This is a genomic window from Pseudomonas sp. REB1044 (assembly GCF_038813925.1).
Lineage (GTDB): Bacteria > Pseudomonadota > Gammaproteobacteria > Pseudomonadales > Pseudomonadaceae > Aquipseudomonas > Aquipseudomonas boreofloridensis.
This window is the reverse complement of sequence record NZ_CP046139.1, coordinates 2,931,859-2,952,998: the sequence shown is the minus strand read 5'-3', so window position 1 is coordinate 2,952,998 and position 21,140 is coordinate 2,931,859. Positions and strand designations below refer to the sequence as shown.

Genomic DNA, 21,140 nt, shown 5'->3' with positions numbered 1-21,140 from the left:
CTCCTGATCATCATGCTTGTTCAATCAACAGGTTGAGCGGACATTCCGACAGCACTTCACTGAGCATCAGCTCCCTACTAGGGCTGACAACGGTGTGTGGGAAAAGTCCACTGCAAGTGGCAGGCGAAACGGCAAACGGCAGGATTACGCGCGTGTCATCCCAGTTCTGCGCCGGAATCAGCGGAGTACTGGCCGCACCGAGCAGTTCGCTGGCCAGACGCGGCACGACGATAATTGCCCGTTCTCCTGCGCCGAGTCGGGCGAAGGCCAGCACCTTGTCGGCGTGGCGGCCCTGGGTATTGAGCGGCAGATAGGCGCCACGCTGGAACAGGGCGGGATGGGCGCGACGCAGGTTCAGTACACGGGCGATCACCGATTGTTTCAGACGTCCGTCACGCCAGTGCGTCAGCAACTCGTGCAGCGGCGCTTCGTGCTCCAGGCTGGCGTGTCGGGCCGCGTAATCCACCGGCCGGCGGTTGTCCGGATCGACCAGACTCAGGTCCCAGTATTCGTTGCCTTGGTAGAGATCGGGCACGCCCGGCGTGGTCATGCGCAACAGGCTCTGCACCAGGCCGTTGAGCGCGCCAGGGCAGGCGATACGCTCGGCGGCGTCGGCCAGTGAATGACGAAGGTGTTGGTGGTCGTCGCTGATCAGCAAGCCTTCGAGATAGCGCGAACAGGCCTGCTCATACGCCTCGTTCGGCGCGGCCCAACTGCTGCGCAGCTTGGCTTCGCGCAGCGCTTTCTGCTGCCATTGGCCGACCCGCTCGGCGAACGCCTGCAAGCCTGCACGGTCGTCGCGGTCCAGCGTCAGCGGCCAACTGGCCAATAGCGTCTGGAACAGCAGCATTTCATCGGCAGGGCTCGGCGCCGCGCCGTCTTCCTGCCCGTCCAGCAGCGTATGGGCCAGTTCGCGCCAATGTTCGACGCGGCTGGACAACCATGGCCCATGCTCGCTGAGCACGGCCAGGCGGGCGCGGCAGTCTTCGCCGCGCTTGTGATCGTGGGTCGCGGTGGCCAGCAGATTGTCGGGAAAGTCGCGTAGGCGGCGCTGCGCCTCGTTGTGAAACTCGGCCGGCGAAGCGCTGAAGCGCTCGGCCTCGAAGCCTACATCATTGCGCGACAGCAATCGTGCGCTGCGGTAGAACGCGGTGTCCTCCACGGCCTTGGCCGCGCTGGGGGCGGTGAGTTGCTGGAAGCGCACGCAGGCGTGACGCAGGCGCTTGCGCGCACGGCCAACGGGCAGTTCGCGCCAGGATTGGCCGCCGAGCCAGCGTTGCAACTGCTCCAGCAGCGGCCAATCGGCCTCGCTGAGCGATTGCCGGGCGCCTTCCATGGCCTGCTGGAAGAAGGGTTCGTCCTGTTCGGGACGGCCACACGCGCTAATGTAGGTGCGATAGACCGGGTAATGCTCGACCAGCGCCTGCACGCCCCGGCGGATCGCACCCAGGGTCAGGTCACGGGTCATCAGGTCGTCGCGCGCCACGTGCAACAAGGCCTGGGCCACCGACTCGCAGTCGCCGGCCAGGCTGGCGTTGAGTACCAGGCGCCGGGCAATGCGCACTTCTTCGTCGAACTCGGGGCGCTCGGCAACGCTGCGCCAGAGCTCGGTCAAGGGCGCTTCGCCCGCCGGATCGTGCTGTACCAGCGACACCTGGTTCATGAACTCATAGCCGGTGGTGCCATCGGTGAGCCAATCCGGGTGCAGGTGTTCGCCGGTGCCGAGGATCTTCTCCACATAGATCGGGAAGTGCTGCAGCGTCGCTTCGGGAGGGCGCTTGGCCAGCAGGGTATCGACTCGACGGCGCAGGTTGCGGCAATAACGGCGCGGATCGGCCAGGCCGTCGATGTGGTCGATGCGCAAGCCGTCCACCAAGCCGCGCTCGATCAGCTCGAAGAGCTTGGCATGGGTGGCTTCGAACACCGCCGAGCGCTCCACGCGCAGGCCGCCCAGTTCATTGATGTCGAAGAAGCGCCGCCAGTTGATGTCATCGGCGGCGGTGCGCCAGCTGGCCAGGCGATAGGTCTGGCGTTCAAGCAGCAGGTGCAGGCGCTGAAAACCGTCTTCGGTGTGACTGTCGAAGGCTTTTAGCGCCCGGTCGAGACTCGCGCCTTGGTTGACGCACTGGGCCAGCTCGGCTTGCAATGGCGCTGCCTCGGCCAGCGGTTGGATGGAGTCGTTCAGGGCGTCGAAACGCTTGCCCAGCGCTTGCAGCGCCGCGTCGTCGCTGTGACCGAGGACGCGTCCGTAATCCAGGGGGCAGATCGGGAAGCGGTGCTCGTGATGCTCGACTTCCAGCACACCGCGTTCAGCGTCGAAGGTCAGGGGTAGGTCGCCATTTTGCAGAGCGACGCCGTAGTCGCTGCCCAAGAACGGCAGCAGCAACTGGCCCGCCAGCAGCGGATCGCTTGAGTGCCACTGGATATCGAAGAACTCGGCGTAGGGACTGCGCCGCCCCAGGCCAGCAAGTCTTGCCACCAAGGATTGTCCGCGCCGCCGACCGCCATGTGGTTGGACACGGTGTCGAGTATCAGCCCCATGCCGTGCTGGCGCAGGGCAGCCACCAGGCGCAGCAGTGCGGCCTCGCCGCCCAGCTCCGGATTCACCAGGGTCGGGTCGACCACATCGTAACCGTGCCGGGATCCGGCGCGGGCTTTGAGAATGGGCGAGGCGTACAGGTGGCTGATGCCCAATCGGGCGAAGTAGGGCACCAAGGGCACGGCATCGTCGAGGGTGAAGTCGCTGTGAAATTGCAGACGCTGGGTCGCAGTCAAGGCTTTCATCGGTCGCGCTCCCCGGCCTGGACCCGCGCTTGGGCCAGCAATTCCAGGCGGCGGGCGGCGTGTTCGTCGTCCAGCAATTCGGTCACCGGACGCTCGAAGCGCCGTCGCCAATTAGGGTGCCCATCGGTGGTGCCGGGCAGGTTGGGCTGCTCTTGCAAACCCAGCAGATCTTCGAGCGGAACCAGCACCAGCGGGGCGCGGGTGTGGCCGACATAGCGGATGGCAGCGTCGATCAAGGCGTCGTTATCCTTCAAGTGACCGTAGTTGGATTCCAAGGTACGGCGCAGGCCATGAATTTCCTGTTCGCGATCCTGCCGCCAGTGCGACTCGGTGGCGGCGTCGATCAGTTCCAGGCGGTGATTCCAGTCGATGTCGCGGGCCTTGAGCCAGCCGGCCAGCGGTGACAGATCGTGGGTGCCAGTGGTGGCTAGGGCTGAATCGGGCCAGTCCAACAGCGGCTTGAAATGGCCTGTGGAACTCTGCTCGAAGGGCAGTACGCGCATGCCCAGCACGGCCTTGTCGGCCAGGCGCTCGCGCAGGCCTTCAGGCACGGTGCCCAGGTCTTCGCCGAGGATGATTGTCTGGTTGCGCACCGATTCGAGCGCCAGCAGCCGCAGCATGTCGTCGAACGGGTAGTCGACGTAGGCGCCTTGCTTGGGTGTGCCGCCTCTGGGGATCAGCCATAGCCTGCGCAGGCCCATGACATGGTCGATGCGCAGGCCGCCGGCATGGGCCATGTTGGCCCGCAGCATTTCGATGAAGGCGCGAAAGCCGTTGCGCTTGAGGCCTTCGGGCGAGAAGCCGCTGATGCCCCAGTCCTGCCCGGAGCGATTGAGAATGTCCGGCGGTGCGCCGACCGTGAGCTCGGCGAGCAATTCGTCCTGACGGCTCCAGGCCTGGCTGCCCCCGCCGTCGGCACCGACCGCCAGATCGGCGATCAGGCCCACGCGCATGCCACCGCCGTTGGCCGCTTGTTGGGCGCGTTGCAGGCTGCGCTCGGTCAGCCATTGGCAGAACGCTTGAAACTCCACTTGCGCAGGATACGCGGCGGCCATCGCCTCGACTTCGGCGGCGTCGGGCCGACTCCAGGCATCGGGCCACTCACGCCAATCGGCGCCCAGACCCTGCTCCACGGCTTCGGCCTGCAGCACTTCGAAACGGCAATGCTGCTCCAGGGCATCGCCTGCAGCCTCGCGGAAACTGTCGAAGTCCGAACGCAGGGGATGGTCAACCTTGCTGAACTCTTCGTAGAGCGTCCTGAGCAGCTTGTGCCGCACGTCGGCGGCACGCGGCCAATCGACCAGCGCTTGCTGTTCCAGGTCTTCCAGGCTTTCGGTGAGCCCAGCCATCTCAGCGGCCATGCGCACCTCACGTTCGCCCAGCACCACCGAAGGGCTGGCGTAGAGGTAGTTGAGCAGCAGGCGGCTGGAGGGGGAATAGGGGCTGAAATGTTGTTGGTCGAACAGCGACAGGGCGTGAATCGGGCTGATCGCCAGGGCATCGGCGCCGCGCTCGGCGGCACAGCGGGCAAATTGCTCCAGTGCCAGGCAGTCGCCGAAGCCGCCATCGCCCGGGCGACGCAAGCTGTAGAGTTGCGCCGACAATCCCCAGCAGCGGGGGGGCTGTTGCTCGACCACGTCCGTGAGGCTATAGCAGCGCGCAGGGGCGACGGCCACGGTCAAGGTGCGCCCGTCGATGTCGAGACGGTGATAGCCGATCGGCAGCTCGCCGGGCAACTGCGCCTGGGCGTCGAGCGTGAGCGTGCGCGAGGTGCCGTCTTCGAGCGAACAGCGCACCGTGCTGTCGGCCGTGAACCAGCGCTTGAGCGCCAAGGGCTTTTCCAGGTCCACCGTCAGCAGGGGCGGGAGATGGTCGCTGTCATGTGCCTCATCCAGCGCAGCCAGGCTGCGCTCGATGGCGGCGTCGTCTTCGGCAGGCAGTCCCAGGCCCTGCAGGACACCGCGCAGGGCTGCATCGGTAACGCGTTGCGGGCGATCGTTGGCATCGGTCCAGTCACGGGCCAGGCCTGCGCGGGCGGCGAGGCGGTGCAGCGGCGTATCGCTCATGGCGTCTCCTGGCGAGGGGAAAGCAGACTGACCACACAGCTATAGGCGGCCAGGGTGGAATCCGGGTGGGCGTTGTCGCTGCTGTCGAACAGGCGCGAGTCGGCGCCCGGTAAGGTTATGGGCTGCGCCGCTGGCCCAAGGTTCAGATCGATTCGCAGCTCACTGCCATCGCCCAGGCGCCAGCGCGCTGTGAGGGCCTTTTCGCCGATGACCTCAGCGCCCAGGGCGCGACTGCCGACCAGGCGCGGCATCAGCGTGCGCTGGCGGATATTCAGCAGTTGGTGATACAGACCATGCCAGCCGGCGAGCACCTGCTTGCCGGCGGGATGCGAGGCGGTGAAGGTGTCCAACGCATTGGGGTCGGGAATATGCTCGCGTTTTTCCGGGTCGGCGAACGCGGCGAAGTGTTCGAATTCGGCGCGACGGCCTTCGCGAACGGCATCGGCCAGTTCGTCGTGGAAGTCGGTGAAGAACAGGAAGGGTCGGCAACTGCCTTCCTCGTCACCCATGAACAGCAGCGGGATCATCGGCGACAACAGCAACAGCCCTGTCGCGGCGCGCAGTGCCTGGGCCGGGCACAGCCGCGTCAAGCGCTCGCCCAGCGCCCGGTTGCCGATCTGGTCGTGGTTTTGCAGGAACAGCACGAAGGCGCTGGGTGGCAAATGGCCGCTGGGCTCGCCTCGCGGTTCGCCCTTGCGGTTGGGCTGGCCCTGGAACACGAAGCCTTCGCCCAGGCAGCGCGCGAGCTTGGCGATGGGCTGGTCCTTGTAGTCTTCGTAGTAGCCCTCGGTTTCATCGGTGAGCAGCACATGCAAGGCATTGTGGCCATCATCGTTCCACTGGGCGTCGAAGCCTTGTTCCAGTAGCGCTGCCTGATTATGTTCGTTCTCCAGCACCAGCCAGACCTGTCGGCCTGGTTCGACCGCTTCGCGCACGCGCGCGGCCAGTTCGACGAGGAAATCGGGTTGGTCGATCGCGTGTACGGCGTCGAGGCGCAGACCATCGATGCGGTAGTCGCACAGCCACATCAGCGCGTTCTGAATGAAGAATTCGCGCACTTCGGGGCGGCGGAAATCAATGGCCGCGCCCCAGGGGGTCTGACGATCCTCACGGAAGAAGGTGCTGGCGTACTGGGGCAGGAAATTGCCATCGGGGCCGAAGTGGTTGTAGACCACGTCGAGCATGACCATCAGGCCGTGGCTGTGGGCCTGGTCGACCAAGTGGCAGAGTTCGGCGGGCGAACCATAGGTATGCTGCGGGGCGAAGGGCAGGGCGCCGTCATACCCCCAGTTGCGCTCGCCGGGAAACTGGTTGACGGGCATTAACTCAATAGCGGTGATACCCAGTTCGGCCAGGCGCGGCAGTTGCTGGGCTACGCCTTTGTACCCACCCAGCACGCCCACATGCAGTTCCTGAATCACTGCCTCGTGCCAAGGCCGGCCGTGCCAGGGGTGCTCCCAGGAGTAGTGAGACAATTCGACGATTTCACTCGGGCCGTGCACGCCTTCAGGCTGATAGCGAGAGGCCGGATCGGCCACTTTCAGCTCATCGTCGATCTTGAAGAAGTAACGGTCACCCGGTGTACAAGGGGCGGTGCCAGCAAACCAGCCATCGTGCTCAGGCAGCAGCGTGACCGCTGGCTGCCCTTGGATTTCAACGCTCACGTTGCGCGCGTCCGGCGCCCAGAGGGCGAAGCGCGCCGACGTGGCGTCCATTGAATGTGCGCCATGCCTGTGCATCTTCACACCTCGTTGTCAGTAGGCGCCGGCGTGTGCCTGGCAGACCAGTTCCTCGTACAGGCGGGCATAGGGTTCCACCGCCTGGCACCAGTTGAAGGGTTGAGTCATGGACAGGCAGCGCATGGCGTTGAGCAGGTCCTTATGGGCATGCACATAAAATGCCCGGCTCAGCGCTTCGCGGTAGCTGTCCACGGTCGACTCATTGAATAGGAAGCCCGTGGCGCCATCTTCGATGGTGTCGGCCAGGCCACCGGTGTTGCGCGCCACCGGCAGCGAGCCGAAGCGCTGGGCGTACATTTGGCTGAGTCCGCATGGCTCGTAGCGCGACGGCATGAGCAGGAAATCGCTGCCGGCGAACATGCGGCGGGCGTCGGTTTCGTTGAAGCCGATGCGCACGCCAATGCGGCCTGGGTGACGCAGAGCCAGCTCGCGCATGGCCTGCTCTTCCTCTGGCTCGCCGCGACCGATGATCGCGATCTGCCCGCCCTGACGGACGATGTCTTCGGCCACGCCCAAGGTCAGGTCCAGACCTTTCTGGTAGACCAGGCGCGATACCACGGCGAACAGCGGACCTTCCGACGGATCGAGGCTGAATAGCTCACGCACCTGATCGGCGTTGCGCGCCTTGCCTTCCCAGTCATTGAGGCTGAAGTTGTGCTCCAGGTGAGTATCGGTGGCCGAATCCCAGCTCTCGTCGATACCGTTGGGGATCCCACCGAGCAAGCCTTGCTGGGCCTTGCTGGCCAGGAAACCGTCCAGGCCGCAGCCGAACTCGGGGTGGTGATTTCCTGGGCGTAGGTGGCGCTCACGGTCGTGATGTGACTGGAGTAGGCCAGGCCCGCCTTGAGGAACGACAGCTTGCCGTAGAACTCCATGCCTTCCTGCTGCATGGCATGGTCGGGGATGGCCAGCTCGGGGCTGCAGGCGCGGCTGAACACCCCCTGGTAGGCCAGGTTATGAATGGTGAACAAGGTTGCGGTATTCAGGCCGCGCCAGTGCATGTACGCCGGGGCCAGGCCCGCTGGCCAGTCGTGGGCGTGCACCAGGTCCGGGCGCCAGTGCATCATGCCTTCGCCTGCGGCGATATCGGCGGCCGCCAGGCCCAGGCGGGCGAAGCGGATATGGTTGTCTGGCCAGTCGCGACCGTTGTTGGCGCCGTAGGGGGTGCCTTCACGCTCGTACAGCTCGGGACAGATCAGCACATAGATGACCAGACCATCGGGCAGGTCCATGCGGCCGATCTTGCACGGCGGCAACGCGGCATGGCCAGCCAGTTCGCCGACGATATGGATGGGGTTGTCACTGTCGACCACTTGCGGATAGCCGGGAATCAGCACGCGGACGTCGTGCAGGTGGGCCATGGCGCGGGGCAGGGCAGCGGAGACATCGCCCAGCCCGCCGGTCTTGACCAGGTCGGCGAATTCCGAGGTGACGAACAATACCTTGCGCTTGAGCGGGTTATGACCGCGCTGGATACCGGGTGCCTTGCCTGTCGTGACGAACCCTGGTGGCAGGGGCCCGCTATTATCGGGGTTGAACAATTCTACATGAGGCTCGACAGCGGCACTGATCATTACTTCTCTCCATCCCTTGCGCTGGTGGGTGCGTCACCCATCGCGTTATCTCGTATTGGTTCTCGCCTTTTTGTTGCGGGTGTTCGTGATGCGATCCTTGCCCCTGAGTCGTGCACAGCAACACCGCGCGCTCGAAAGTCCGGTCGAGCGGGCGTTTGGACTGATTGGGGTGGGCGGGCTGGCGCGTGAGGTGATCCTCTTGCGCGGCCTACTTAATTGCTGACCTGCCCATGTTTTGGAAAGTTCTACTTATTTTGGAGTAGCTGCCTTCACCGGTTGTCGAGGGAGAGCCGAGGGGGCACTCACCGTCTGACACAGCAAAACACGGGCCGAGCCTGAGTGTAGGTGACGAAAGGTAGCGGCGGTGACCCGCCGGTCACATTTTCCATGACCGTTGATCCGCGCAAACGTTGGCGGCAGAGCACGCGTCGTTCGCAGTGCCAGGAAAGGGAGCGGAACGAGGCGCGAGAGGAGGGCGTGAATAAGGCGATGGGGCCTGATCAGGCCCCGAAACAGTGCGTGAGGGTCAGAACTGGGGCAGTTTGCCGTTCAGGCGGGCTTCTTCGAGCATCAGGTTGAGCTGGGCCACCTGCGCACGCAATTGATCACGCTCGTCGCGAAGCTGACGCAGTTCGTCGCGGCGTACGGTGACGTAGAGGGTCTGGGTGGCGGTGGCAGGCATGACGGTACCCATGAGTACACCTCGCAGTTTGGCTGGTGACAGTAGTAAGCGTAGACGCTTCGTGCGGCGCGCATTTTGAATTCTTTGCCAAGCGATGGGAACTTTTTTGTTTATCGTGGTCATGCCGTTCGTCGGTGAACCCTGGGGCGGCGCGCTGGACTAACCTGAATCACCGAACCGTGTTGTCATTCATTCGCAAAGAGGGAGCATCGGCACATGCAACTGGGAATCGTCGGGCTGGGCCGCATGGGCGGCAATATTGCAAGGCGCCTGATGCGCGCCGGCCACCAGACGGTGGTGCACGATCGCAACCGCGACGCGGTCACGGCCTTGGCCGGCGACGGCGCGCACGGCGTTGACGATCTCGCCGGCATGGTCGAGGCGCTACAGGCGCCGCGTGCCGTCTGGGTGATGCTGCCGGCCGGCGAGCCGACCGAGCAGACCATCTCGCAGTTGGCCGATCTGCTTGAGCCGGGCGATGCGATCATCGACGGTGGCAATACGTTCTACAAAGATGACATGCGCCGCGCCGCCGAACTGGCCACGCGCGGCCTGCATTACCTGGACGTGGGCACTTCCGGCGGCGTCTGGGGCCTTGAGCGCGGCTACTGCATGATGATCGGCGGCGAGCGTGAGGTGTTCGAGCGCCTGGAGCCGCTGTTCGCTGCCCTGGCCCCAGGCGTCGGCGACATTCCCCGCACCCACGGGCGCAGCGGCGAGCCGGTGCGTGCCGAACACGGTTACATCCATGCTGGTCCCCCTGGCGCCGGGCACTACGTGAAGATGGTGCACAACGGCATCGAGTACGGCTTGATGCAGGCCTACGCCGAAGGCTTCGACCTGCTGCGCAGCAAGGGTGGCAACGAGCTGCCGGAAGACCAGCGCTTCGACCTGAACGTGGCCGAGATCGCCGAGGTGTGGCGGCGCGGCAGCGTGGTCACCTCGTGGCTGCTGGACCTGACCGCCGACGCCTTGGTGGCCGACCCGCAATTGGCCCAGTTCAGCGGCTCGGTGTCCGACAGCGGCGAAGGTCGCTGGACGGTGGACGCCGCCGTGGAACAGGCGGTGCCGGTTCCGGTGCTGTCCAGCGCGCTGTTCGCGCGCTTCCGCTCACGCCAGCAGCAAGGCACCTTCGGTGACAAGGTGCTGTCTGCCATGCGCCTGGGCTTCGGTGGCCACGTCGAGAACAAACGCCCATGAGCAAACGAACCACGCCCGCTGCACCGCCCTGCACGCTGTTCCTCTTCGGCGCCAATGGCGACCTGGTCAAGCGCCTGTTGATGCCGGCGCTGTACAACCTCAGCCGCGACGGCCTGTTGGACCGTAACCTGCGCATCGTCGGCGTCGACCACAACGAAGCCAGCGCCGAACAATTCGCCGAACGCCTGCATGCCTTCATGGCTGGCCGCGACAAAGGCGGCGAGGGCGCACCGCCCAGCCTCGATCCCGACCTCTGGGCGCGCCTGGCCAAGCGCCTCGACTATCAGACCGGCGATTTCCTCGACCCGGCCACTTACCAGGCCCTGGGCAAGCGCATCGACAAGACCCGTCACGGCAATGCCATTTTCTACCTCGCCACCTCGCCGCGCTTCTTCCCGGAAGTGGCGCAGCGCCTGGGCGAAGCGGGGCTGCTCGACGAGTCCGGCGGTGGTTTCCGCCGGGTGGTGGTGGAAAAACCCTTCGGCACCGACCTGGCCAGCGCCGAGGCGCTCAACGCGTGCCTGCTGAAGGTGATGAGCGAGCGGCAGATCTACCGCATCGACCATTACCTGGGCAAGGAAACGGTGCAGAACATTCTGGTCAGCCGCTTCTCCAACGGGCTGTTCGAATCGTTCTGGAACAACCATTACATCGACCATGTGCAGATCACGGCCGCCGAAACTGTTGGCGTCGAGACGCGCGGGGCGTTCTATGACAGCACCGGCGCGTTGCGCGACATGGTGCCCAACCACCTGTTCCAGTTGCTGGCGATGGTGGCGATGGAGCCGCCCGCGGCGTTTGGCGCTGATGCGGTTCGCGGTGAAAAGGCCAAGGTGATCGGCGCGATCCGGCCCTGGACGCCGAAGCTGGCCCTGAAGAACTCGGTGCGCGGGCAGTACGGCGCTGGCAAGCGCCTGGCCGCTTACCGCCAGGAAAGCAATGTCGATAAAGACAGCCGTACCGAGACCTACGTGGCGCTGAAGGTGATGATCGACAACTGGCGCTGGGCCGGCGTGCCGTTCTACCTGCGCACCGGCAAGCGCATGAGCGTGCGCGACACCGAGATCGCCATCTGCTTCAAGCCGGCCCCTTATGCGCAGTTCCGCGAGTCGGCGCTGGAGCGGCCCAAGCCCAACTACCTGAAGATCCAGATCCAGCCGAACGAGGGCATGTGGTTCGACCTGCAGGCCAAGCGCCCCGGCCCGGAGCTGGTGATGGAGAACGTCGAGCTGGGTTTCGCCTACAAGGACTTCTTCAAGATGACCCCGGCCACCGGCTACGAAACCCTGATCTACGACTGCCTGACCGGTGACCAGACGCTGTTCCAGCGCGCCGACAACATCGAGAACGGTTGGCGTGCGGTGCAGCCCTTCCTCGACGCCTGGGCCAAGGGCGGTGAGGTGCACGAATACGCGGCGGGCGAAGACGGCCCCGAGGCGGGTGACGAATTGCTCACCCGCGACAAGCGCGAATGGCACCGCCTGGGGTGAAGTGACTCAGCCAGGGCCGCCAGTGCGGCCCTGGCGGGTGACTCAGTCCAGGTCGGCCGCCGAATGGCGCTCCGGTACCTGGCTATCTTGCTCGCCCCAGGTGCGATTGACCCGGGTGCCACGCTGCACCGCCGGGCGTGCGGCGATGCTGTCGGCCCAGCGCTGCACGTTGGGGTAGTCCTGCACCGAGAGGAATTCGGCCGCGCCATACAAGTTGCCACGCACCAATTGCCCATACCACGGCCACACCGCGATGTCGGCGATGCTGTAGTGTTCCCCGCCCAGGAACGGGCTTTCGGCCAGGCGGCGTTCCAGGACGTCCAACTGACGCTTGGCTTCCATGCTGAAGCGGTTGATGGCGTATTCGATCTTCTCCGGTGCATACACGTAGAAATGCCCGAAACCGCCGCCCAGGTAAGGTGCCGAGCCCATCTGCCAGAACAGCCAGTTCAAGGTTTCGGTGCGCGCTGCCGGGTTGGCAGGCAGCAAGGCGCCGAATTTTTCCGCCAGGTGCAGCAGGATCGAGCCGGATTCGAACACCCGCACGGGCGGCTCGACGCTGCGGTCGAGCAGGGCGGGGATCTTCGAGTTCGGGTTGACCTGCACGAAGCCGCTGGAGAACTGATCGCCCTCGCCGATGCGGATCAGCCAGGCGTCGTACTCGGCGCCGGCATGCCCCAGGGCCAGCAGCTCTTCGAGCATGATGGTGACCTTCACGCCATTGGGCGTGGCCAACGAATACAGTTGCAGCGGCTGCTCGCCCACGGGCAACTCGCGTTCATGGGTGGGGCCGGCGATCGGGCGGTTGGTGCTGGCGAACTGGCCACCTGAGGCGGCATCGTTCTTCCACACCTTCGGGGAACGTAGGGGCTTTTGCTCATCCGATCTCATCTCCTGAGTGTCTTTGATCCCTGTGCGATCGCCGGGTGCGATCAGGGTTCGGTGCACAAGACTAGGGCAGGATGAGCGGTTCTGGGAAGTCTTGCCGTAGCCGTGCAGCGGTAATCTGAAAGACGGTGCTTACCCGCGCGCGCCGTCTTTCAGCTTCAGGCCCCGTGCGGCTCAGTGTGCGCCGGCCGCTTTGCTCAGGTCGCTCTCGGCCCATTGGGTGTAGACGCACGCATCGGCCACCGCCCAGCGCACCTTCACCCGGTCACCGGGGCGCATCGGCATGCCGGCCGCCGACAGCGCCTTGACCGTCATCGCGGTACCACCGTCGGTGTGCACATGGCAGGTCTGGCTCTCGCCGAGGAACAGCAGTTCGCCGACCTTGGCCTCGACCTCGTTCCAGCCTGCTGGCAGTGGCTCGCGGCTCGCCTGCTCGCTGCTCAGTGCCAACGCCTTCTCCGGCCTCACCATCACCAGCGCCGGCTGGCCAGCGGCGAGCCCTGCGGTCAGGCGGATCGCCAAGGGTTGGCCTTCGAAGGTCGCCGCACCATGACCGGTAGCGCTGACCCGCAGGAAGTTGGAGTTGCCCAGGAACGACGCAACGAACGCATTGGGCGGATTCTGGTAGAGGTCATAGCCGCTGCCCAGGCCGACGATCTTGCCGTGGCTGAAGATGGCGATGCGCTGGGACAGGCGCATCGCCTCCTCCTGGTCGTGGGTCACGTAGACGATGGTGATGCCCAGGCGCCGGTGCAACTGGCGCAACTCGTCCTGCAGGTCTTCGCGCAGTTTCTTGTCCAGCGCGCCGAGCGGTTCGTCCATCAGCAGGATGCGCGGCTCGTACACCAGCGCCCGAGCGATGGCCACGCGCTGTTGCTGGCCGCCGGACAGTTGCGCCGGGCGCCTATGGGCGAACGATTCCAATTGCACCAGCTTGAGCATGGCGTCCACGCGCTTGGCGATCTCGGCGCTGGCCAGCTTGCGGATGGTCAGCGGGAACGCGATGTTGTCGCGCACGCTCAGGTGCGGGAACAGCGAGTAGCGCTGGAACACCATGCCGATGTCGCGCTTGTGCGGCGGCACGTTGACCAGCGACTGGCCGTCGACCAGGATCTGCCCGCTGCTGGGCGTCTCGAAACCGGCCAGCATCGACAGCGTGGTGGACTTGCCCGAGCCGCTGGAGCCGAGGAAGGTGAGGAACTCGCCGTCCTGGATGTCCAGGCTGATGTCGTCGACCGCGGCGAAGTCGCCGTAGTGCTTGTTCAGGTTGCGCAGGCTGACCAGGGTCTTGGCCTGCGCGGTATCTTGGATGACTGCACTCATGGTTGTTGTCTCCGGCACTCAGGCGTTGATTTCGTTGCGACGGCGCAGGGCGCTGGCGATGACCATGACCAGGATCGACAGGCCGATCAGCAGGGTCGAAGCCACGGCGATCACCGGACTCAGGTCCTGGCGCAGGGTGGTCCACATCTTCACCGGCAGGGTCTGCAGGTCAGGGCTGGCCATCATCACGCTGAGCACCACTTCATCCCAGGACACCAGGAAGGCAAACAGCCCGCCGGCGATCATGCCGGGGCGAATCGCCGGGAAGGTCACCTTGAACACCGCCTGCAGTCGCGAGGCGCCGCAGATCACCGCTGCATCCTCGATCGACTGATCGAACAGCTTCAGCGAGTTGATGATCGAGATGATGGTGAAGGGCAGGGCGACGATCACATGGCTGACCACGAAGGCGAACAGCGTGCCGGTGTAGCCGAGCTTGAGAAACAGCGCGTAGACCGCCACGGCGATGATCACCAAAGGCACGATCATGGGCAGGGTGAACAGACCGTAGAGCATTTCGCGCCCGGGGAAACGCCCACGCACCAAGGCGAAGGCGGTGGGCAGGCCCAGGGCCACGGCGGCAATGGTGGTGAGCACGGCGACCTTAAGGCTGGCCAGGGCGGCGTCCATCCACTCGGGGTTGGAGAAGAACTGGGTGTACCACTTGACGGTCCAGCCGGGCGGCGGGAACACCAGCCACTGCGAGGAACCGAACGACAGCAGCACGATGAACACCACCGGCAGCAGCAGGAAGGCGGCGATGATCCCGGTGGTCAGGTACAGGCCCGTGCGCAGCGGACGACCCATGGCGTTGGGGGACAGGAGCATGACGGATTACCTCGCATTGCCGACCGGGGATTCCGGCTGCAGCTTCAGGTACAGGTAGAAGAGCACCAGGGTGATGGCCACCAGCAGTGCCGCCGCGGCGCTGGCCAGGCCCCAGTTCAGGAACGACTGCACCTGCTGGATGATGAACTCAGGCAGCATCATGTTCTGCGCACCGCCCAGCAGGGCCGGGGTGACGTAGTAACCGAGCGACATCACGAACACCATCAGCGCACCGGAGAACAGCCCCGAGCGGCACAGCGGAATGAACACCCGCCAGAAGTTGGTCCAGGGGCTGGCGCCGCAGATCGAACCGGCCTGCAGCACCATCGGGTCCAAGGCCTGCATGGTCGCCTGCAAGGGCAGGACGATGAACGGGATCATGATGTAGCTCATGCCGATCACCACGCCGGTGAGGTTGTGCACCATCTCCAGCGGGGCGTCGATGATACCCAGGGCCATCAGCAGCTTGTTGACCACCCCCGAGCCCTGCAGCAGCACCAGCCAGGAGTAGGTGCGCGCCAGCAGGCTGGTCCACATCGACAGCAGCACGATGTTCAGCAGCCAGCGACCCCAGCCACGCGGCACCAGGGTGATCGCCCAGGCCAGCGGAAAGCCCAGCAGCACGCTGATCAACGTCACCAGGCCGGCCACTGAGAAGGTGTTGAACAGCACCCGTGCGTAGGCGGAGTTGGCGAACAGTTGTTCGTAGTTGCCCAGCCCCGGCACCGGCTCCAGCACGCCGCGTAGCAGCAGGCCGATCAGCGGCACGAAGAAAAACAGGCCGAGGAACAGCAGCGCCGGCAGCAGGTTGCCGCTGCCCCGCCAGCGCTGGCTCAGGGGCACGCGGCGCAAGGCCGCCCGCGGGGTGCCGGCGTCGGCACCTTGGGCGTTGTGCAGGGCATTGATGGCGACTTTCATTTGACCAGCCACTCGTTCCAGCGCGCGGCGATGGCCTGGCCGTTCTTGGCCCAGTAGGCGAAGTCGAGCGTCACCTGATCCTGGGCGTGGGCGGTCGGCAGGTTAGGTGCCAGTTGCGGGTCCAGGCGCTGGATGCTGTCGAGGTTGACCGGGGCGTAGGCGGTGGCGTTGGCGAAGTCGGCCTGGCCTTTGGCACTGCTGGCGTTGGCCAGGAACTTCATGGCCGCGTCCTTGTTCTTGGCGCCTTTGGGAATGACCAGGAAGTCGGCCATGACCAGGTTCTGTTTCCAGCTCACGCCCACCGGCGCGCCGTCTTGCTGCAGGGCATAGAGCCGGCCATTCCAGAACTGCCCCAGGGTCGCTTCGCCGGAGGCCAGCAGTTGCTGTGACTGGGCACCGCCGCCCCACCAGACGATGTCTTTCTTGATGGTGTCGAGCTTCTTGAAGGCGCGGTCCAGATCGAGCGGGTAGAGCTTGTCGGCCGGGACGCCATCGGCCAGCAGGGCCAGCTCCAGCACGCCGGGGCTTGGCCACTTGTACAGGGCGCGTTTGCCTGGATAGGTCTGGGTGTCGAACAGCGCGCTCCAGTCCACCGGCTTGTTGGCGCCGAGCTTGCCTTCGTTGTAGCCGAGCACGAAGGAGAAGAAGAACGAACCGACGCCGTGGTCGGAGACGAAGCGCGGGTCGATCTTGTCGCGCTGGAGGGTGTTGAAGTCCAGCGGTTCGAGCAGGCCTTCGCTGGCGGCGCGCAAGGCGAAATCCGCTTCCACATCGACCACGTCCCACTGCACGTTGCCGCTTTCGACCATGGCCTTGAGCTTGCCGTAGTCGGTGGGGCCGTCCTGCACGACCTTGATGTTGCTGCTCTTGCTGAAGGGGTCGGCCCATGCCTGTTTCTGGGCGTCCTGGGTGGTCCCGCCCCAACTGACGAAGTTCAGGCTGTCGGCGGCCTGGGTGGTCTGGCAGGCCAGGGACAGCAGGCTGGCGGACAGCACTGCGGTGACGCGTTTACTCAACAGCATGGTTACGCCCTCGTGACTTTTGTTATTCGAGGCGGGGCTGTGTCGCGCCCGCCCATTGTATTCGGGAGCCGCTATTTCGAGTGGAATCTGGCCGTGGTGTGAGTGTAGGCACGGCCGGTAGCATTAAGGTCTACGGGATATCATATTATGGTATTCCAAAGTTTTCGCAAGAGGGAGTTGGCGACCGGCCATCACTGCGTCACCCTCTCACGCGAGCATAGTGGGCTCGAATGGCACGCTCTCCACGACTTCCAGTTCATACCCGGCCAGCCCGGCATATTTGAGCGGCGGCCCCAGATGGCGCAGCTTGCCCACGCCCAGGTCCTGCAGGATCTGCGCCCCGGTGCCGACCTCCGAGTACACCTTGGTTTGCCCACGCTGGTACGGCCGCGGCACCTGGATGAGGTGCGGCACCCGTTCGAGCAGGGCCTGGGACGATTCGTGATTGGCCAGCACCACCACCACACCGCTGCCTTCGGCGGCCACCCGTTGCAACGCCGCCCACAAGGTCCAGTTGGCAGGGCCGGCATACTCGGCGCCGACCAGGTCGCGCAGGGGATCGATGACATGCACACGCACCAGGGTCGGTTGCTCGCGGTGAATCTGGCCCATGACCATGGCCATGTGCACGCCGCCTTCGATGCGGTCCTCGAAGGTGACCAGGCGGAAGGTGCCATGCACGGTCGGCAGTTCGCGTTCGCCGATGCGTTTGACGGTCTGCTCGGTGCTCAGGCGGTAGTGGATCAGGTCGGCGATGGTGCCGATCTTGATGCCGTGCTGGGCGGCGAAGCGCTCCAGGTCCGGGCGCCGCGCCATGCTGCCGTCGTCGTTGAGCACTTCGACGATCACCGAGGCCGGGGCGAAGCCGGCCAGGCGCGCCAGGTCGCAGCCGGCTTCGGTGTGGCCAGCGCGGGTCAGCACACCGCCCTCGCGGGCCCGCAGGGGAAAGATATGACCGGGCTGCACCAGGTCTTCAGGGCGTGCATCGGCGGCCATGGCGGCGGCCACGGTGCGCGCCCGGTCGGCGGCGGAGATGCCGGTGGTGACGCCGCTGGCCGCCTCGATCGACACCGTGAACGCCGTGCCAAAGGCGCTGGCGTTGCTGGGCACCATCTGCTCCAGGCCCAGGCGTTGGCAGTGCTCGTCGGTGAGGGTCAGGCAGATCAGCCCGCGTGCTTCGCGCGCCATGAAGTTGATCACCTGGGCGTTGCAGCATTCGGCGGCGATCAGCAGGTCGCCTTCGTTTTCCCGGTCTTCATCGTCCACCAGCAGGACCATCTTGCCCTGGCGGTAGTCTTCGAGAAGTTCTTCGATGCGGTTGAAGGCCATGTTGCACGCTCGCGATGATCGGTGGAGTATTGTGGTATACCATAATACATAAACCACCCGAAGAGGAGCGCGCTGGATGAAGGCCTATTGGATCGCCCACGTAGAGGTCACCGACCCGCAGCAGTATCAGCAGTACACCCAGCGCGCGCCTGCGGCGTTCGCGGCTTACGGCGGGCGTTTTCTGGCCCGAGGGGGGCAGAGCGAGGCGTTGGAGGGAAGGACCACGCCTCAACGCAGCGTGGTGATCGAGTTCGATTCGTACGAGCAGGCGTTGGCCTGCTATCGGTCGGATCTCTATCAGGACGCCTGCCAGCATCGGCACGGCGCGGCCATGGCCGAGGTCATCATCGTGGAAGGGTTCGAGCCGTAGTCTTCGGTGGATGCGCCTGCCAAGCAGGCGCGATGGCTGCGGGTCAGTCTCAGTGTCCTGTGGCGAGCTCGGTGCCACGTTGGCGGCGGCGGTAGGCACTGTCGCGGCTCGCCAGCCACGCGTACAGCGGTGTGGTCACCGCCAGCCCGACCAGCCAGGACAGGTCGGCGCCGTCGATGTGCGCCGAGACCGGGCCGACGTACAGCGGCGTGTTCATGAACGGGATCTGCACCAGGATGCCAATGGTGTAGGCAATCAGCGCCTGCGGGTTGTAGCGCCCATAGCGGCCGCCATCGACCTGGAAGATCGACTGGATGTCGTATTGGCCTTTGTGGATCGCGTAGAAGTCGATCAGGTTGATCGCCGTCCACGGCACCAGTACCACCAGCAGCACCAGGACCATGTCGACGAAGTGGCCGATGAAGTCCGAGGAGGCGAACACCGCCGCCACGCTGCACGCCGCCAGCACCATCAGCGACAGCACGGCGCGCGCGCGGGCAGTGGGGATCCAGCGGTAGGCGAAGGTCTGCACCAGGGTGATGATCGACAGCACCGCACCATACAGGTTGAGGGCGTTGTGGCTGATTACGCTGAGCAGGAACAGCACCAGCATCAGTGGACCGAGGGTGCCGGTGGCCAGCTTGACCGCGTCCATGGTGTCCATGCCTGCGGGAATCGCCAGCACCGCCACGGCCCCAAAGATGAACGACAGGCTCGAGCCCAAGACCGAGCCCAGGTAGGTGGTCCAGAAGGTCGAGGACACTTTCACATCGGCCGGCAGGTAGCGCGAGTAGTCCGACACATAGGGCGCGAAGGCGATCTGCCACAGCGCTGCCAGCGACACGGTAGCCAGCCAGCCGGAGAGGTTGAAGCCGCCGCGGGTGAGGAAGTCATCGCTCTGCACATGGGTGAAGATGTAGACGAAGCCGATCCCGATGCCCGCGCCCAACACCCAGGTGCCGATGCGATTGAGCACGTGGATGAAGCGGTAGCCGATGATGCCGATGATGCCCGAGCCCAGCGCGCCGATGACGATCCCCACCGGCACCGGCACACTGTCGACCACGCCGTGCAGCGACTTGCCCGCCAGCACGATGTTGGAGGCGAAGAAACCGATGTACATCACCCCGGCGATCACCACCACCAGCAATGCGCCAAGGCTGCCGAACTGGGCGCGGCTCTGGATCATCTGCGGAATGCCCATTTGCGGGCCTTGCGCCGAGTGCAGCGCCATCAGCACGCCGCCGAGCAGGTGACCGACCAGAATGGCGACGATGCCCCACACCAGGTTCAGGTGGAACAACTGCACGCCCAGGGCGCCGGTGACGATGGGCAGCGGCGCGATGTTGCCGCCGAACCACAGGGTGAACAGGTCCTTGACCTTTCCATGGCGGTCTTCGGGGGCACGTATCCGATCGTGTGTTTTTCGATGAGGGGGGCCGCAGGCGCTGCGCTGGTCATGAGGGACTCCAAGGCAAGGATGGGCACTTCACGGGTGCCCGGATGCGCGCCGGCAGAAGGCGGCGCGTTCTTGTTGGAAGCGATCATGGAGCGCGGAGGGGGAAGGAGAAATTAGTAAATTTGTGCTTACGAACGTTAAAAAAACTACGTTCCCAAATGGGGCAGGATTCGACGTGGCGAGCGTGTAGGAGAGGGCGCTGTCGCGGGGTTGGCTCCACGCTATGCACCGCGCGGGTGCCCAGGTGAGCGATTTCAGTGCCAGGCGATCAGGACCGCGAGTGGCCCTGATCGCTCGGCGTCAGGCGTGTGCCAGGGTGCGCTCAGGGCTCACAGGGCGTAGCCAGGTGCTCAGGACCAGCAGCAGCCCGGCACCTATCGCCATCACTGCCCAGGCCCAATGCAAGGAGCTGAGTTGGTCGCGTACTACCCCGGCCACCACGGGCATGCTCGCGGCGATGAGGTAGCCGCCGCCTTGCACGAAGGCCAGCAGCGATCCGGCTTCGGCCGGCGAGCGGGCGCGGTCGAGGGTTACGATCAGCGACAGTGGGAACAGTGCGCCGATGCCCAGCCCCAGGCACAGCACGGCCAGTAGGTACAGTGTCAGCGGCGCGGTCATCAGGCACAGCAGGCCGCCGATCAGCAGCAGGATCACCAGTGCCAAAGGCCGTCGGCGATCCGGATAGCGGTGGATCAGCGCCGACACCAACAGCCCGGCGATGACCTCGGTGATGGTCAGCGCGCCCAGCAGATAACCGGCGCTTCTCGCCGGCCAGCCCAGCTCGACGAAGAACGGTGGCAGCCAGGCCAGCACCAGCGTGTAGGCCCCGGTGCCGATTCCGAAGAACACCAACAGCAACCAGGCACGGCCGCTGCGCCAGGGCAGTGCAGCGGCCGACGCCTGGCCGTGTACATGGCCGGCCGCCAGCAGCCAGGCGATCAAGGCGATCATCGCCGGCAACGCGGCATAACCCAGGGTCAGGTTCCAGCCCAGCATGCCGGCGCTGGGTGCGGCCAGGGCTGCGGCCAGCGCCGCCCCGGCCATGATGCCCGTGGTGAACAAGCCCATGAGCATACCGGCGCTGTGCGGATGATTGCGCTTGATGTAGGCCGGCATCAGCGACTGGATCACGGCGATGCCAATCCCGCCCACAGCGGCGCTGGCGATCAGCGCGGCGGACGACTCGACATAGGTGCGCACCGCGCAGGCGGCCGCGATCAGGGTCATGCCCATGGCCACGCCCCTGACCTCGCCGACCCGGCGTTGCAGCCACGGGCCGGCGAGGGCGAACAGGCCCATCATCATCACCGGCAGCGTGGTCAGCAGGCCGCCCTGCAGGTTGCTCAGGCCCAGGTCGGCCTGCAGCACATCGAGCAACGGTCCGATCGCGGCCATGATCGGCCGCAGGTTGATGCCCACCAGCAGCGCCAGGACCACCACGCAGGCTTTGGAAGGGGTATCGCCCATT

The 21,140-nt window shown here is 65.2% G+C and carries 13 protein-coding genes and 3 pseudogenes; 3 read left to right on the top strand and 13 right to left on the bottom strand.

Annotation, left to right across the window (positions count from 1 at the left end; translation table 11 throughout):
* Positions 1-10 precede the first annotated feature (10 nt).
* From GKC70_RS13410 to GKC70_RS13390, 5 genes and pseudogenes are all read right to left on the bottom strand, one after another.
* A pseudogene (locus tag GKC70_RS13410) lies at positions 11-2,784 on the bottom strand (malto-oligosyltrehalose synthase).
* Entirely contained in the window at positions 2,781-4,850 is a 2,070-nt protein-coding gene (gene malQ / locus GKC70_RS13405; protein ID WP_342648924.1) for a 4-alpha-glucanotransferase, read from the bottom strand. The pseudogene GKC70_RS13410 and the gene malQ overlap by 4 nt, the downstream one beginning before the upstream one ends.
* The gene (gene treZ, locus GKC70_RS13400; protein WP_342648923.1) at positions 4,847-6,589 is read right to left on the bottom strand and encodes a malto-oligosyltrehalose trehalohydrolase; all 1,743 of its coding nucleotides are present in this window, start codon (positions 6,587-6,589) and stop codon (positions 4,847-4,849) included. Before treZ ends, malQ begins: the two co-directional genes overlap by 4 nt.
* Positions 6,590-6,604: 15 nt before the next feature.
* Positions 6,605-8,163: pseudogene (glgA, locus tag GKC70_RS13395) on the bottom strand (glycogen synthase GlgA).
* A gap of 526 nt (positions 8,164-8,689) precedes the next feature.
* The gene (locus tag GKC70_RS13390) at positions 8,690-8,857 is read right to left on the bottom strand and encodes a DUF6026 family protein (protein ID WP_162889512.1); all 168 of its coding nucleotides are present in this window, start codon (positions 8,855-8,857) and stop codon (positions 8,690-8,692) included.
* 204 nt (positions 8,858-9,061) lie between these two features.
* Between GKC70_RS13390 and gnd the strand changes: the two genes are divergently transcribed.
* Entirely contained in the window at positions 9,062-10,045 is a 984-nt protein-coding gene (gnd, locus tag GKC70_RS13385; protein ID WP_342648922.1) for a phosphogluconate dehydrogenase (NAD(+)-dependent, decarboxylating), read from the top strand.
* Positions 10,042-11,535 carry a glucose-6-phosphate dehydrogenase gene (gene zwf / locus GKC70_RS13380; RefSeq protein WP_342648921.1) on the top strand — a complete coding sequence of 498 codons (1,494 nt, stop codon included), beginning with the start codon at positions 10,042-10,044 and terminating at the stop codon, positions 11,533-11,535. Before gnd ends, zwf begins: the two co-directional genes overlap by 4 nt.
* A gap of 42 nt (positions 11,536-11,577) precedes the next feature.
* Here the strand turns inward: zwf and yghU are convergent, their stop codons facing one another.
* The 6 genes from yghU to ribBA all read right to left on the bottom strand — a co-directional run bounded on the left by yghU (position 11,578) and on the right by ribBA (position 17,843).
* Positions 11,578-12,426 (bottom strand): glutathione-dependent disulfide-bond oxidoreductase, encoded by an 849-nt coding sequence (gene yghU / locus GKC70_RS13375; RefSeq protein WP_342648920.1) that lies wholly within the window; start codon positions 12,424-12,426, stop codon positions 11,578-11,580.
* A gap of 171 nt (positions 12,427-12,597) precedes the next feature.
* Positions 12,598-13,746, bottom strand: coding sequence for an ABC transporter ATP-binding protein (locus GKC70_RS13370; RefSeq protein WP_039577258.1), 1,149 nt, complete (start codon positions 13,744-13,746; stop codon positions 12,598-12,600).
* Positions 13,747-13,764: 18 nt separating this feature from the next.
* Positions 13,765-14,574 (bottom strand): ABC transporter permease, encoded by an 810-nt coding sequence (locus GKC70_RS13365; protein ID WP_029614066.1) that lies wholly within the window; start codon positions 14,572-14,574, stop codon positions 13,765-13,767.
* Between the two features lie 6 nt (positions 14,575-14,580).
* Complete coding sequence (locus tag GKC70_RS13360; protein ID WP_342648919.1) at positions 14,581-15,492, bottom strand: ABC transporter permease; 912 nt, start codon at positions 15,490-15,492, stop codon at positions 14,581-14,583.
* Positions 15,489-16,514 carry an ABC transporter substrate-binding protein gene (locus GKC70_RS13355; RefSeq protein WP_039577262.1) on the bottom strand — a complete coding sequence of 342 codons (1,026 nt, stop codon included), beginning with the start codon at positions 16,512-16,514 and terminating at the stop codon, positions 15,489-15,491. The genes GKC70_RS13360 and GKC70_RS13355 overlap by 4 nt, the downstream gene beginning before the upstream one ends.
* 207 nt (positions 16,515-16,721) lie before the next feature.
* Entirely contained in the window at positions 16,722-17,843 is a 1,122-nt protein-coding gene (ribBA, locus tag GKC70_RS13350) for a bifunctional 3,4-dihydroxy-2-butanone-4-phosphate synthase/GTP cyclohydrolase II (RefSeq protein WP_342648918.1), read from the bottom strand.
* Positions 17,844-17,919: 76 nt separating this feature from the next.
* On the opposite strand from ribBA, the gene GKC70_RS13345 reads away from it, so the two are divergent.
* Positions 17,920-18,213: a DUF1330 domain-containing protein gene (locus GKC70_RS13345; protein WP_342648917.1), complete on the top strand. Its 294-nt coding sequence runs from the start codon at positions 17,920-17,922 to the stop codon at positions 18,211-18,213.
* 49 nt (positions 18,214-18,262) lie between these two features.
* Here the strand turns inward: GKC70_RS13345 and GKC70_RS13340 are convergent.
* A pseudogene (locus GKC70_RS13340) lies at positions 18,263-19,674 on the bottom strand (cytosine permease).
* A 298-nt stretch (positions 19,675-19,972) separates the two neighbouring features.
* Positions 19,973-21,139 (bottom strand): MFS transporter, encoded by a 1,167-nt coding sequence (locus GKC70_RS13335; RefSeq protein WP_342648916.1) that lies wholly within the window; start codon positions 21,137-21,139, stop codon positions 19,973-19,975.
* Position 21,140 lies beyond the last annotated feature (1 nt).

Bases quoted from the DNA above. Each gene is read 5' to 3' on its own strand.
- malQ (WP_342648924.1), bottom strand. From the start codon at position 4,850: ATGAGCGATACGCCGCTGCACCGCCTCGCCGCCCGCGCAGGCCTGGCC.
- treZ (WP_342648923.1), bottom strand. From the start codon at position 6,589: ATGCACAGGCATGGCGCACATTCAATGGACGCCACGTCGGCGCGCTTC.
- GKC70_RS13390 (WP_162889512.1), bottom strand. From the start codon at position 8,857: ATGGGTACCGTCATGCCTGCCACCGCCACCCAGACCCTCTACGTCACC.
- gnd (WP_342648922.1), top strand. From the start codon at position 9,062: ATGCAACTGGGAATCGTCGGGCTGGGCCGCATGGGCGGCAATATTGCA.
- zwf (WP_342648921.1), top strand. From the start codon at position 10,042: ATGAGCAAACGAACCACGCCCGCTGCACCGCCCTGCACGCTGTTCCTC.
- yghU (WP_342648920.1), bottom strand. From the start codon at position 12,426: ATGAGATCGGATGAGCAAAAGCCCCTACGTTCCCCGAAGGTGTGGAAG.
- GKC70_RS13370 (WP_039577258.1), bottom strand. From the start codon at position 13,746: ATGAGTGCAGTCATCCAAGATACCGCGCAGGCCAAGACCCTGGTCAGC.
- GKC70_RS13365 (WP_029614066.1), bottom strand. From the start codon at position 14,574: ATGCTCCTGTCCCCCAACGCCATGGGTCGTCCGCTGCGCACGGGCCTG.
- GKC70_RS13360 (WP_342648919.1), bottom strand. From the start codon at position 15,492: ATGAAAGTCGCCATCAATGCCCTGCACAACGCCCAAGGTGCCGACGCC.
- GKC70_RS13355 (WP_039577262.1), bottom strand. From the start codon at position 16,514: ATGCTGTTGAGTAAACGCGTCACCGCAGTGCTGTCCGCCAGCCTGCTG.
- ribBA (WP_342648918.1), bottom strand. From the start codon at position 17,843: ATGGCCTTCAACCGCATCGAAGAACTTCTCGAAGACTACCGCCAGGGC.
- GKC70_RS13345 (WP_342648917.1), top strand. From the start codon at position 17,920: ATGAAGGCCTATTGGATCGCCCACGTAGAGGTCACCGACCCGCAGCAG.
- GKC70_RS13335 (WP_342648916.1), bottom strand. From the start codon at position 21,139: ATGGGCGATACCCCTTCCAAAGCCTGCGTGGTGGTCCTGGCGCTGCTG.